We start from the raw sequence: 12,579 nt of genomic DNA on the forward strand, positions 1-12,579 counted from the left end.
CGATCAACCGGCCGATACGAATTCGCCATACCCAATACTCGAACGCCCACCCGGTGACCCACACCACCGCCACACCCATTTCTCAACAGGCTCTACAAGCCGCCAGCGGCCGAACAACCTGCCACCGGACACGCCGCGATCCGCCGCAGAGCCCGCGAGACCCGATCGCGGGGACCAGGCCTGGTGGGCGGCCTGACAGCCGGCGTCCGGTGCGGTTTTGGCGACACCCGACACCTTGTGGGGACCTGGGACACCTTGTGGGGACCGCGGACGCCTTCTCGGGGGGTGTGACGGCCGGTGGCGGTGCGGTGCTGGGGACCTCGGACACCAAGTGGGGACCTGGGACAGGTCATGGGGTGTCCGAGGTCCCAGCTTGGTGTCCGAGCCCGCACTTTGTGCACCGGTTGCGCGTCCGGGTCGCCGGGATCTGCTCAGGTGGTGCACAAAGTGCCAGTTTCGGGAGTCTCGCGGACCTCCGGGCAAAGGAACACCCCGAACCGCCGGGCGAGGCAGCTCCCCGAGCGTTTGGGCGGGGGAGCTCCCCGGGCCTTGTCGCCACACTCCTCAGCGGCTCCGGGATAGCTGCGTCCTTCCCTGGTCGGGGTGGGGTGGGTCAAGAGTCGGAACTTGTTCCGATCCCGAAGGGACGCGAAGCGCTCTTGACGCACACCAGCACGACTAGCACCATCAGGCAGCCCGGTGACGCAACCACCTCCGCCGTCGCCAGGCGCAACCACCTCCGCGGTCGCCAGGCGCAACCACCTCCGCGGTCGCCAGGCCCAACCACCTCCGCCGTCGCCAGACCCAACCACCTCCGCCGTCGCCAGACCCAACCACCTCCGCCGTCGCCAGACCCAACCACCTCCGCGGTCGCCAGGCGCAACCACCTCCGCGGTCGCCAGGCGCAACCACCTCCGCGGTCGCCAGGCGCAACCACCTCCGCGGTCGCCAGGCGCAACCACCTCCGCCGTCGCCAGGCGCAACCACCTCCGCCGATACCGGGAGGAACGCCTGTCCCTATGCCCGCTGGAATCGCACCGGCGTACCGGCGTACTGGTGTTGTGGGCGACACGTCGCCTAGCGTCTGGGGGATGGAGAGCAGGCGTGCGATCGAGTGGTCCGAGGCGGCTTGGCTGAACCCGCCGGAGGCGGTGCTGGCCGAGGGGAGCAATCTGCTGGTCACGGCCCGGAAGGGCAGCGACTTCTGGCGGACCACCAGTTACGGGTTCGTGCACGATGACGGGCATGCGCTGCTGACGGACTTCCCGCCGGAGTCGGCGCTCGAGGTCGGGTTCGTGGTTGCGTTCGACGAGTTGTACGACCAGGCTGGGCTGCTGGTGCGGGTGGACGAGGAGACCTGGGTCAAGGCCGGGATCGAGTTCACCGACGGGGTTCCGCACCTCGGCTCCGTCGTTACGCACGGCCGCTCCGACTGGTCACTCGCGCCTGTGGCCGACTGGGCGGGCCGCGAGGTGACCATCCGGGTGAGCCGGTCGGGCGACGCTCTGACGATGCGGGCGCGTTGCGAGGACGAACCCTGGCAACTGTTCCGGGTGGCGCCGCTCGACCCTGCGGCGACGGCGGCCGCCGGACCGTTCACCTGCGCGCCCACCCGGGACGGCCTGACGGTCCGCTTCACCTCCTTCGTCGTCACCACCCCGGACGAAGCCCTCCACCTCGACTGATCGCAGGGCAGCAGGGCATTAGGGTGAGGGCATGCTTGCTGCCTACGTTGCCGGGTTCGACGCCGAGGATCCTGTCTCCGCGCTGGAGGTGGGGGAGCGGCCTGAGCCGGTGGCGCCGGACGGGTGGGTGACGATCGACGTCAAGGCGACCGCGCTGAATCACCACGACCTGTGGTCGTTGAAGGGCGTCGGGCTGGCGGAGAAGAGCCTGCCGATGATCCTGGGGTGCGACGCCGCGGGGATCGACCCGGACGGCAACGAGGTGGTCGTGCACGCGGTGATCTCGGACCCGGCGTGGAAGGGCGACGAGACGCTCGACCCGAAGCGGTCGCTGCTGAGCGAGCGGTACCAGGGCACGCTGGCCGAGAAGGTCGTGGTGCCCGCGGGCAACGTCGTACCGAAGCCGGCCGGGCTGAGCTTCGAGGAGGCCGCGTGCCTCCCGACGGCCTGGCTCACGGCGTACCGGATGTTGTTCACCCAGTCGGGGCTGAAGCCGGGTGACACCGTGCTGGTGCAGGGCGCCGGTGGTGGCGTCGCGACCTCGCTGATCACGCTGGCCCGGGCCGCGGGCATCCGGGTCTGGGCGACGAGCCGGGACGAGGGCAAGCGGGCGAAGGCCGTCGAGATCGGCGCGCACGAGGCGTTCGAGTCCGGGGCACGGCTGCCCGAGCGGGTCGACGCCGTGATGGAGACCGTCGGCCAGGCGACCTGGTCGCACTCGCTGAAGTCGCTCAAGCAGGGCGGCACGCTGGTGATCTCCGGCGCGACCAGCGGGCAGGCGCCGAAGTCGGCCGAGCTCAACCGGATCTTCTTCCTGCAACTGCGGGTGCAGGGCTCCACGATGGGCACCCGGACCGAGCTCGCGGAGTTGGTGCGGTTCATGGCGAACGCCGGGATCAAGCCGCACATCGACAGCACCCTGGCGCTGGCCGACGCCCGCAAGGGATTCGCCAAGATGCACGAGGGCGACGTGTTCGGCAAGATCGTCTTCACGGTCTGACCCGCCGATGGAACCTGTGATCCGCCGCGCCGAGGTGGCCGACGCCGAGGCCGGCGCGTGGTGCCACCTGCTGTGCTGGCGGGAGACGTACGGCGGACTGGTGGAGCCCGCGGTGCTGGCCGAGAAGACAGGTGACGTCGGGCGCCGGACGGAGAAGTGGGCCGGGGCGATCGAGGCCGGCCTGGTCCGGTGGATCGCGCTCAACCCTGATCCTTCGGTCCAGGTGGAGGACCGGGTGATCGGGTTCTCGTCGCCCGGGCCGTCGCGGGACGAGGACGCGCCGACGCCGCTGGAGCTGTACGCGATCTACGTCCGGGAGAAGTGGTGGGGCAGCGGGCTCGGGTACCGGCTGCTCGACGTTGCCATCGGCAAGGAACCCGCCAGCCTGTGGGTGCTGGAGGGCAACCAGCGGGCGCGGGCGTTCTACCGCCGCCAGGGCTTCGCGGAGGACGGAGTACGGGTGGACGAGCCGTTCTTCGGCGTACCGGAGATCAGGATGGTCCGGCCCGCCGTACCGCGAGCCGGTGACAGCGGCACTGATGTGACAGCGGACCGGCGTGACGTTTCATGGCTGAAACATTGCCGTCGCACCGGGGCAACGAGGCTGGCGCAGTCTGGTTCTACCGCGGGAAACCCCCACGGTTTCGATCCGCCCGATCGATGAGGGAGCAGGAGTGCCCATGAGGCCGACCTTGACGGTGATCGCCGACCCCGCCGACCGTTGGATGATGCGGGCCGCGTGTATCGGCCAGGCGCCGGCGTACGACGAGAACGCCACCCAGTGGGAGCAGCGCAAGGCCCAGGCGATCTGCCTGACCGCGTGCCCGGTGATCGAGGATTGCCGCGAGTGGGCCCGCCGGACCAAGTTCACCGGCACCGCCGCCGGCGAGAAGTTCCTCTCCGGCCGCCGCCGGGGCCGCCCCGGACCCCAGGAACGCCGCCGCCCCGCCGCGATCGAGGAGCAGCAGGCCAGCTAGTGTCCAGACGCGAACTGCCCCCACCGAGCATCGCCGGTGGGGGCAGTTTCCGTACTGCGGGAGGTCAGACCCCGACCAGCTCGTCCGTCCGCTCCTCGACCTGCGCGGTCCGGCGGAAGGGCGAGGTGATGGTTGCCACCACGTACTGACGGTTGCGGATGAAGGCGACGATCGCCAGCGCCAGGTAGATGCCGGAGAGGATGTACCGCCCGGTCTGGCCCGGGATCGCGAACTGCACCAGGAACAACCCGAGCAGCGTCCAGGCCGCCCAGCGCGGGAAGCGCAGCGTCAGCAGCACCGCGATACCGAGCAGCGTCTGGGTCACGGTCAGCAGGAACTCCTCGACCTGGCGTCCGTCGAGCTGCAGGGCCGCCGGACCGCCACCGAGCCCGTAGGCGATCGGCAGGCTTCCGATCAGCAGCGTCCACTGGTTCACCTTGGCGGAGATCAGCAGGCCGAGCGCGGCAGCGCCCTTGCCGCGCCACGCGAACAGGATCGCCACGATGAACTCGGGCGCCTCGGAAGCCAGCGGGGCCAGCCACTGCACCAGCAGGAACTGGTCGATCCCCAGCGCGTGCCCGCCCTCGACCAGCGAGTCCGCGAACGGCTCGGCCGACAGCAGGATCACCCCGGCCGAGACCAGGAACATGGAGATGACGGCGGTCCGTCGCTGGACCTTCGCGAGTCCGCCGATCCGCTTGGCGGGTCCGATCAGGTCGGGCTCCTCGTCGTGCTCGGAGGCGGCCGCGCGCCAGAGGTAGTAGGCGAAGAAGGCCAGCAGGGCGATGCCGAGCACCAGGTGGATCTCGCCGGTGATCGGGATGATGAACGCGACCACGCTGGCGACCGCCAGGAAACCGAGCTCACGGCGGTACCCGGACTCCAGCACCAGCGCCTTCACGGTCCTCCCGCTGCGCTTGCTGGCGACGTACAGGCTGATCAGTACAACGCTGGACCAGCCGAGGCCGAGCAGGAGCCGGTTGGACCCGGTCATGTTGGCGGCGGCGTAGGCGACGTACTCCGGCTGGCTGCCGGCGGTGTGCGCGAAGTAGAGGTCCACGGCGTACTCGGGGAGTACGGCGATGACCGCCAGCAGCGCGATCGCCAGGCCGCCGGAGATGTCGACCTCGGCGGCCTCGGCGGCCCAGGCGAGCACGAACGACGCCGCGACCACCGCGAGCCCGAAGACGACGATGCCGAGTGGGGCGGACAGTTCGACGCCGGCCAGTCGCAGGGCGACGGCCGGCGCTGCCGCGAGGAGGCAGAGAAGCACGGGGCGGAGAGCTCTGATCACGCGGTCAAGGTTGCCACCATTTTGATACTTTCGCAATTGCGCAAGTATGAGACCGTGCTCACCACCGGCCAGCCGCGTGCCTGCTGACCGCCGGAGGCGTCACAATGACTCCACCCATGACCACTTCACGCCCTGAACGCGAGCCGACGAAAGCGCAGCTGGTGTCCGCCGCCGGCACGTTCGCCATGCTCTCGGCGCCCGTCCGCCTGCACCTGGTCTCCCTGGCGGCGCAAGGGGAGTACGACGTGGGCACGCTGGCCGAGCGGGTCGGCGTCAGCATCGCCACCGCGAGCCAGCACCTAGGCAAGCTGCGGCTGGCCGGCATCATCACGGCCCGCCGCGAGGGCCGCCGGCACATCTACACCGTCGACGACCCGCACGTGCTCAACCTGGTCGACCAGATCTTCGAGCACATCGCCCCCGACGGCTCACTGGCCCCCGACCCACCCGTCCGCCGCCGCCCGCCCCACGCGGAGTAGCCGTACTGCGGTCGCCCGCGCTGACAGTCCGTCGAGCACGAGCTAGAGGATGTGGCGGAGGAAGCGTTGGGGGGTGTGCAGGTAGGAGCGCCAGTTCTGGACGAGTTCGAGGTCGTCCCAGGGGCTCTCGCGGATGCCCCACTCCCCGACCTCGAGGATTCTCGCGTCCGGTAGTGCGGCGATGACGGGGGAGTGGGTGGCGCAGATGACCTGGCTGCCGCTCCTGGCCAGCCGGTCGAGGACACCGACGACAGCGAGGCTCGAGGAGAACGACAGCGCCGATTCCGGCTCGTCGAGGCAGTAGAGCCCGCGGCGGTCGAACCTGTCGCCGATCACGGCGAGGAAGCTCTCTCCGTGGCTCATCCGGTGGAACGGCAGGTCCGGCGGCCCACCCGTCCGCGGGTTGTCCTCCAGGTAGGTGTAGAAGCCGTGCATCGTCTCGGCGCGGAGGAAGAATCCGGCCCGGCTCGCACCCGCACCCCTGGTCAGCTGGAGGTCTTCGGACAACGACGACTCGGTCGCCCGGGTCGTCAGCCGGGCGCCGGTGGAGCCGCCCTCGGGGGACATCCCGTAGGCGACGGCGATCGCCTCGACCAGGGTGGACTTGCCGGTGCCGTTCTCGCCGACCAGGAAGGTGACGCCCGGGTCGAGGTCCAGCCCGTCGGTCAGGAGTTGGCGGACCGCGGGGATGGTGTGCGGCCAGGTCCCGGACGGACGAATGCCCTCCGCCGCGGCAACCCGGCGTACGGGGTGGTCGGCGAAGGGCATCTCGTCAGGCTAGACGAGGACGAGCTCAGTCGTCCTCGTCGTCCAGCCGCGCCAGCCAGGTGGCGAAGCGCTCGATCGGGGTCTCGAACTCGGGGTTCAGGTCGACGAACTCGCGCAGCCGCTCGGCCATCCAGGCCAGCGTGACGTCTTCCTCGCCACGCCGGCCCTCGAGCTCCTCGATCCCTCGGTCGGTGAAGTACACGTCAGCTGAAGGCCTGCTTCATCAGCGTCGCCAGTTCGGTGACGTGCACGTTGTGCGAGCCGACGGACGGCGCGGACATGGCCGGCCGGGACACCCGGTAGAAGGGCTTGCCGCCCAGGTGCTCGGTCAGGTTCAGCGCCATGAACGGCCACGGACCCTGGTTCGCCGGCTCGTCCTGCACCCAGCGGATCTCCTGCAGCTTCGGGTACTTCGCCAGCTCGGCCTTGATCTCCTCGGCGGGCAGCGGGTAGAGCTGCTCGACCCGCAGGATCACGGTGCTGATCTTGTCCGGCTCCGCCTTCTTGCGCTCGGCCAGCAGGTCGTAGCTGATCCGGCCGGAGGCCAGGATGACCCGCTCCACGGCGGCCGTGTTCTGCTCGGCCTCCGGGTCGTTCAGGACCGGGCGGAACGTGCCGCTGGTCAGCTCCTCGGGCTGCGACACCGCCGCCTTCAACCGGAGCAGCTGCTTCGGGGTGAAGACGATCAGCGGATTGTGCTCCTCCTGCAGCGTGTGACGCCGCAGCAGGTGGAAGTACGACGCGGGCGTGGACGGCTGCGCCACCGTCATCGCGTTCTCGGCGCACAGCTGCATGAACCGCTCGATCCGGGCCGACGAGTGGTCCGGGCCCTGACCTTCGTAGCCGTGCGGCAGCAGCAGCACGACACCGGACTTCTGGCCCCACTTCGCCTCACCGGCCGAGATGTACTCGTCGATGATCGACTGGGCGCCGTTGACGAAGTCGCCGAACTGGGCCTCCCAGAGGACCAGCGCCTCCGGCCGCGCCACGGAGTACCCGTACTCGAAGCCGAGTGCGGCGTACTCGCTCAGCAGCGAGTCGTAGACGTAGAAGTTCGCCTGCTCCTCGTCCAGGTGCTGCAGCGGGACGTGGTCCTGCCCGTTGATCCGGTCGATGATGGCGGCGAACCGCTGCACGAAGGTGCCGCGGCGGCTGTCCTGGCCGGCCAGCCGGACCGGACGCCCGGCCAGCAGCAGCGAGCCGAACGCGGTGATCTCCGCGCTGGCCCAGTCGACCGGACCCTGGGTGATCGCGGCGGCCCGGCGCTGCAGCTGCGGCATCACCTTCGGGTGCGCGGTGAAGCCCTCCGGCAGCGTCGTGTACGCGTCCGCGATCTTCTTCAGCACCTCGGGGGTGGTCGCCGTGGCGTCCGGCCCGTCCGGCTTGTCCGGGTAGACCGGGACGGTCACGTACGGCGCCGGCGTGTCCGGCTGGCTCTTCGCCTCGCGGACCTCGGTGAACACCCGCTCCAGCCGCTGCTGGAAGTCGCGCATCGCCTGCTCGGCCTCTTCCACCGTGATGTCGCCACGGCCGATCAGGGCCTCGGTGTAGAGCTTGCGCACGGACCGCTTCTGCTCGATCAGGTCGTACATCAGCGGCTGGGTGAAGCTCGGGTCGTCGCCCTCGTTGTGACCGCGGCGGCGGTAGCAGACCAGGTCGATGACGACATCCTTGTTGAACGCCTGGCGGTACTCGAAGGCCAGGTCCGCGACCCGGATGCAGGCCTCGGGATCGTCGCCGTTCACGTGGAAGATCGGCGCCTGCACCATCCGGGCGACGTCGGTGCTGTACATCGACGAGCGGGATGAGGCCGGCGAGGTGGTGAAGCCGACCTGGTTGTTCACGATCACGTGGATCGTGCCGCCGGTGCGGTAGCCGCGCAGCTGGGACAGGTTCAGCGTCTCCGCCACCACGCCCTGGCCGGCGAAGGCCGCGTCACCGTGCACGAGCAACGGCAGCACCGGGAACGCGGCGCCGCGGTCCAGGAGGTCCTGCTTGGCCCGGACGATGCCCTCCAGCACCGGGTCGACGGTCTCCAGGTGGGACGGGTTCGCCGCGACCGAGACCTTGATCTTGTCGCCGAACTCGGAGACGAACTCGCCCTCGGCGCCCAGGTGGTACTTCACGTCACCGGAACCCTGGACCGTCCGCGGGTCGATGTTGCCGTCGAACTCGCGGAAGATCTGGCCGTACGACTTGCCGACGATGTTGGCCAGCACGTTCAGCCGGCCGCGGTGCGCCATGCCGATGGTGACCTCGTCCAGCCCGGCGCCGGCGGCCTCCTCGCAGATCTCGTCGAGCAGCGGGATGGTGGTCTCCGCGCCCTCGAGGGAGAACCGCTTCTGGCCGACGTACTTGGTCTGCAGGAAGGTCTCGAAGGCCTCGGCCTCGTTCAGCTTGGCCAGGATCCGCAGCTGCTCCTCGCGCGGCGGCTTGGTGTGCGGCCGCTCGATCCGCTCCTGCAGCCACTTGCGCTGCTCGGGGTCCTGGATGTGCATGTACTCGACGCCGACCGTGCGGCAGTACGAGTCGCGCAGGATGCCGAGGATCTCCCGCAGCTTCATGAACTTGCGGTCGGCCTGGGCGCCGAACGAGCCGGTCGCGAACTCGCGGTCCAGGTCCCACAGGGTCAGGCCGTGGGTGGCGACGTCGAGGTCGGGGTGGCTGCGCTGCTTGTACTCCAGCGGGTCGGTGTCGGCCATGATGTGGCCGCGGACCCGGTAGGCGTGGATCAGCTCGAGGATGCGGGCCTGCTTGCTGATGTCCTCCTCGTGGCTGTGCGGGAGGTCGGCGGCCCAGCGGATCGGCTCGTAGGGGATCCGCAGCGACTGGAAGATCTCGTCGTAGAAGCCCTCCTCGCCGAGCAGCAGCTTGTGCAGCCGGCGCAGGAACTCACCCGACTGGGCGCCCTGGATGATCCGGTGGTCGTAGGTCGAGGTCAGCGTCATCACCTTGCTGACCGCGAGCTTGGCCATCGTCTCCTCGGCCGCACCCTGGTACTCCGTGGGGTACTCCATCGCGCCGACGCCGATGATGCAGCCCTGGCCGCTCATCAGCCGCGGCACCGAGTGCTGGGTGCCGATGGTGCCGGGGTTGGTCAGGCTGATCGTGGTGCCCTGGAAGTCGGGCAGCGCGAGCTTGTTGTCCCGGGCCCGCCGGACGATGTCCTCGTAGGCCATCCAGAACTCGGCGAACGTCATCGACTCGGTCGCCTTGATCGACGGCACCAGCAACTGCCGGGTGCCGTCCGGCTTCTGCATGTCGATGGCCAGGCCGAGGTTGATGTGCTCCGGCTGGACCAGCGTCGGCTTGCCCTCGGTCTCGTCGAACGAGGCGTTCATCTCCGGCAGCGTCTTCAGCGCCTTCACCAGGGCCCAGCCGACCAGGTGGGTGAAGGAGATCTTGCCGCCGCGGGCGCGCTTGAGGTGGTTGTTGATGACGATCCGGTTGTCGATCAGCAGCTTGACCGGCACCTGGCGCACGCTCGTCGCGGTGGGGACCCCGAGGCTGGTCTCCATGTTCTGCGCGGTCCGTGCGGGCGCTCCGCGCAGAATGACCCGGTTCGCGTCCGTGCTGGTCACGGGTGCGGGCTTGGGTTGCGCCTTGGGCGGCTGGTTCACCGTGCCTCCGGTCGGGGCGCCGCTCGCCGCGGGCGCTGCTTTCGCTGTGGATGCTGCTGTCTGTGCTTGCTTGGCCGGAGCTGCCGGAGCTGCCGGAGCGGGCGTGGCCGGAGCCGGTGCGGCCGGAGCCGGTGCAGCCGGAGCCGGTGCAGCCGGAGCTGGTGCGGCAGCCGCGGCCTGGGCGGCCGGCTGGCTGGATGACGGCGCGGCGGCGGCGGTACCGCGGCTCGGCGCCTCGGGGGTCTTGTTGTCTGACACCGCATCGGGGCGGGGAGCGTCGGCCGGCTTCGCCTGCTTCGCATCACCCGGGCTGTAACCCTTGAAGAAGTCCCACCACGCCGGATCCACAGACTTGGGGTCCTGGAGGTAGTTCTCGTACATCTCGTCGACCAGCCATTCGTTCGCACCGAAGGCTGCAAGGGGATTAGTTTCTGATGGCTCGGTGGCCACTTGGCAGTTCGCCTCTTCCGATCGGGTCAGATACCTGTGTTATGAGCACTGGAGTTATGGGGTGCTTCCCGAGGCAAGGCTAATAGCACGGCCAACACTTCTACAGCCCGGGATCACCGGACCAGTCGATCCAGTGGTTGGCGCGTCGGCGCTTGATCGATCGCCCCCTGAAACAGCGTGATGGCAGGTGTTCCAGCGATTTGCGGGCCGGTCCGGGTCCCGGTGACGCGGCCATCAGCCGGAGGAACTGCGGGACCCGTTGCAGGGGTGGGTTTCCGGGCCTGCGGGAAGGGGTGTGCGGGCCCCCTCGGACGCCTGGTTGGCCACTGTATGCAGCTGCGCACTTGCAGGGCGTGATGGTCAGCTCCGCGCAATCGTGTGGCGAAGGTCACGCACCGGATCAGTCCAGTTCGCGAGAATTGGCTCACCGGTTGACCAGTCGGCGGACAAGTTTCAGCCCGGACCAGGTGTCGTCGACCGCGCAGACTTTCACGTCCACCACCCCGAGCGGCAGGGCCACGTCGCGGACGCCGTTCTCGTCCAGGTCGGTCGCCAGTCCCGACGACCGCTTCGGCCAGGCGATCCAGATCATCCCGGCCTTCGCCGTCTTCCCGAGCAGTACCGGCAACCTCTTCGCCAGCCGCGCCCGATCCGGGCAGAAGGCCAGGATCACGTCGTACTCCGCCCGCCCAGGCCGGGTGATCACTTTGAGCCCGTCCGGGAGCCCCTCGATCACGAACCCGGCCGGCGCGTTCTCGACGACGACGGCGTGCTCGGGCTTGATGCCGAGCTTGGCGGCCAGCGGCTTGCCCGAGTATCCGGCGCTCATGCGGCGATGGTAGGCGCCCACCGCCGCACATACGGGTGGCGTCATCCTCTAACCCCGTCGGTCTCACGAGTGCCGCGCGCCGGACCGATCACCCAGACGACTCGTCCAGCCTCACCACCGCGCGCCCCGCACCGATCACCCAGAGAACTCGTCCGGTCCTCGCCGCCAGTCGTGGATCAGCGTTCTGGGCAAACGTTTGCTCGACCCCGAAATCCACGACTCGGCGAATCCCAGCGGCCGGTGGGGTGGTGGGTTGGTGCCGCTGGCAACAGGCACGGCCGGTGGAGTACTGCGGTCGGGGTGCGCCAGCTGACTCGTCCGGGCCGCGAGATTGCGACGTACCGGGTGTGTCTTCGGTTCGGCAAGGCGCGGCGAGCGGCCTGCGGCGGCATACTGACGGGATGGCGTTGACGGATGAGGCGATCGTCAAGATCAAAGGGATGATCACCTCGGGGGAGTTGCGGCCGGGAGACCGGCTGCCGAAGGAGGCTGACCTCGCGGCGCGGCTCGGGCTGTCGCGGAACTCGCTGCGGGAGGCCGTGAAGGCGCTGACGCTGGTCAACGTGCTGGACGTGCGGCATGGCGACGGGACGTACGTGACCAGCCTCGACTCCGCGCACCTGCTCGACGCGCTGAGCTTCATGGTCGACCTGCATCAGGACGATTCCGTGCTGCAGTTCTTCGAGGTACGACGTCTGCTCGAGCCCGGGGTTGCCGCGCTGGCGGCGAACCGGCGTACGACCGAGCAGTTGTCCGAGTTGCGCTTGCTGACGAGCGATCTGGCCGCAGGCGCCGGGGTGGACGACCTCGTCGCAAACGACCTCAAGTTCCACCGCGGGATCGCCGAGGCGAGTGGTAACGCGGTTGTCTGCTCATTGCTCGACGGGGTCTCCGGGGCGACGCAGCGCGCGCGGATCTGGCGCGGGGTCACCCAGGCCGGAGCGGTCGAGCGGACCCTGGCCGAGCACAGCGCGATCCTGGACGCGATCGAGATCGGCGACGCGGAGGCGGCTCGCGCCTGGATGACCGCGCACATCGCGGGCGTCGAGAATTGGTTGCGCAAGGCCCGCTGAACCGTTGATGTGGAGGGCATCGGAGTGAGTCAGGAACCACCTCCGCCGCAGAGCGCGTTGACGCTCAGAATCGTGCTGGCCTCCTTCGGGCTGGTGGTCTGCAGCGTGGCCGCGGTGCTGTTCGTCGTCAACGATGTGCCGGCCGGGTGGGCGATCGCGGCCGAGTTCCTCGCGGTCGTCGCGGCGCTCGACCTGCTCGTGATCGGCCGGCGGAAGTGGGTGAACCGGCAGCGCTCCCGCGGAAGGTCCGACTGATGCCGGTGCGGAAACCTGGTTGATGCCGGTCGGGGGGTTGTCTACTCTGGACCAGTCACATTCCCGGCGTCAGGGGTCCGCGTTGTAACTCCGAGGTCTTTCTTCTGAGCAGTTGATCGCTCCCGTTCCGGTCGAGCGGTCTGGCAGAG

At 69.3% G+C, this 12,579-nt stretch carries 12 protein-coding genes; 7 read left to right on the plus strand and 5 right to left on the minus strand.

Annotated features, from left to right (window positions below; all coding sequences use genetic code 11):
* Positions 1-1,091: 1,091 nt before the first annotated feature.
* From EV644_RS23450 to EV644_RS23465, 4 genes are read left to right on the plus strand one after another with little or no spacing between them, the layout of a single operon-like run.
* Positions 1,092-1,685 carry a DUF1349 domain-containing protein gene (locus EV644_RS23450; RefSeq protein ID WP_132191088.1) on the plus strand — a complete coding sequence of 198 codons (594 nt, stop codon included), beginning with the start codon at positions 1,092-1,094 and terminating at the stop codon, positions 1,683-1,685.
* A gap of 31 nt (positions 1,686-1,716) precedes the next feature.
* Entirely contained in the window at positions 1,717-2,685 is a 969-nt protein-coding gene (locus EV644_RS23455) for a zinc-binding dehydrogenase (protein ID WP_132191087.1), read from the plus strand.
* 7 nt (positions 2,686-2,692) lie between these two features.
* Complete coding sequence (locus tag EV644_RS23460) at positions 2,693-3,349, plus strand: GNAT family N-acetyltransferase (RefSeq protein WP_132191086.1); 657 nt, start codon at positions 2,693-2,695, stop codon at positions 3,347-3,349.
* A 16-nt stretch (positions 3,350-3,365) separates the two neighbouring features.
* Positions 3,366-3,662 carry a WhiB family transcriptional regulator gene (locus EV644_RS23465; RefSeq protein WP_132191085.1) on the plus strand — a complete coding sequence of 99 codons (297 nt, stop codon included), beginning with the start codon at positions 3,366-3,368 and terminating at the stop codon, positions 3,660-3,662.
* 64 nt (positions 3,663-3,726) lie between these two features.
* Here the strand turns inward: EV644_RS23465 and EV644_RS23470 are convergent, their stop codons facing one another.
* Entirely contained in the window at positions 3,727-4,956 is a 1,230-nt protein-coding gene (locus EV644_RS23470) for a calcium:cation antiporter family protein (protein WP_241998712.1), read from the minus strand.
* 116 nt (positions 4,957-5,072) lie between these two features.
* Between EV644_RS23470 and EV644_RS23475 the strand changes: the two genes are divergently transcribed.
* Positions 5,073-5,435, plus strand: a complete 363-nt coding sequence (locus tag EV644_RS23475) for an ArsR/SmtB family transcription factor (RefSeq protein ID WP_132191084.1) — start codon at positions 5,073-5,075, stop codon at positions 5,433-5,435.
* A gap of 42 nt (positions 5,436-5,477) precedes the next feature.
* Here the strand turns inward: EV644_RS23475 and EV644_RS23480 are convergent, their stop codons facing one another.
* From EV644_RS23480 to EV644_RS23490, 4 genes are all read right to left on the minus strand, one after another.
* On the minus strand, positions 5,478-6,203 hold the full coding sequence (locus EV644_RS23480; RefSeq protein ID WP_132191083.1) for an AAA family ATPase: 726 nt from the start codon (positions 6,201-6,203) through the stop codon (positions 5,478-5,480).
* Between the two features lie 25 nt (positions 6,204-6,228).
* Positions 6,229-6,405, minus strand: a complete 177-nt coding sequence (locus tag EV644_RS45485; protein ID WP_199234592.1) for a DUF6104 family protein — start codon at positions 6,403-6,405, stop codon at positions 6,229-6,231.
* A gap of 1 nt (position 6,406) precedes the next feature.
* On the minus strand, positions 6,407-10,273 hold the full coding sequence (locus tag EV644_RS23485) for a multifunctional oxoglutarate decarboxylase/oxoglutarate dehydrogenase thiamine pyrophosphate-binding subunit/dihydrolipoyllysine-residue succinyltransferase subunit (protein ID WP_199239963.1): 3,867 nt from the start codon (positions 10,271-10,273) through the stop codon (positions 6,407-6,409).
* 424 nt (positions 10,274-10,697) lie between these two features.
* Positions 10,698-11,102: a DUF3052 domain-containing protein gene (locus tag EV644_RS23490; RefSeq protein ID WP_132191081.1), complete on the minus strand. Its 405-nt coding sequence runs from the start codon at positions 11,100-11,102 to the stop codon at positions 10,698-10,700.
* 401 nt (positions 11,103-11,503) lie between these two features.
* Here EV644_RS23490 and EV644_RS23495 point away from each other — a divergent pair, with 401 nt between their 5' ends.
* Both EV644_RS23495 and EV644_RS23500 read left to right on the plus strand, forming a co-directional pair.
* Entirely contained in the window at positions 11,504-12,175 is a 672-nt protein-coding gene (locus EV644_RS23495; protein WP_132191080.1) for a FadR/GntR family transcriptional regulator, read from the plus strand.
* A 24-nt stretch (positions 12,176-12,199) separates the two neighbouring features.
* The gene (locus EV644_RS23500) at positions 12,200-12,430 is read left to right on the plus strand and encodes a DUF6343 family protein (RefSeq protein ID WP_199239964.1); all 231 of its coding nucleotides are present in this window, start codon (positions 12,200-12,202) and stop codon (positions 12,428-12,430) included.
* The last annotated feature ends 149 nt before the right edge of the window (positions 12,431-12,579 follow it).

The sequence above is a fragment of the Kribbella orskensis genome, from assembly GCF_004342085.1.
Lineage (GTDB): Bacteria > Actinomycetota > Actinomycetes > Propionibacteriales > Kribbellaceae > Kribbella > Kribbella orskensis.

Bases quoted from the DNA above. Each gene is read 5' to 3' on its own strand.
- EV644_RS23475 (WP_132191084.1), top strand. From the start codon at position 5,073: ATGACCACTTCACGCCCTGAACGCGAGCCGACGAAAGCGCAGCTGGTG.
- EV644_RS23465 (WP_132191085.1), top strand. From the start codon at position 3,366: ATGAGGCCGACCTTGACGGTGATCGCCGACCCCGCCGACCGTTGGATG.
- EV644_RS23450 (WP_132191088.1), top strand. From the start codon at position 1,092: ATGGAGAGCAGGCGTGCGATCGAGTGGTCCGAGGCGGCTTGGCTGAAC.
- EV644_RS23460 (WP_132191086.1), top strand. From the start codon at position 2,693: ATGGAACCTGTGATCCGCCGCGCCGAGGTGGCCGACGCCGAGGCCGGC.
- EV644_RS23490 (WP_132191081.1), bottom strand. From the start codon at position 11,102: ATGAGCGCCGGATACTCGGGCAAGCCGCTGGCCGCCAAGCTCGGCATC.
- EV644_RS23480 (WP_132191083.1), bottom strand. From the start codon at position 6,203: ATGCCCTTCGCCGACCACCCCGTACGCCGGGTTGCCGCGGCGGAGGGC.
- EV644_RS23455 (WP_132191087.1), top strand. From the start codon at position 1,717: ATGCTTGCTGCCTACGTTGCCGGGTTCGACGCCGAGGATCCTGTCTCC.
- EV644_RS23495 (WP_132191080.1), top strand. From the start codon at position 11,504: ATGGCGTTGACGGATGAGGCGATCGTCAAGATCAAAGGGATGATCACC.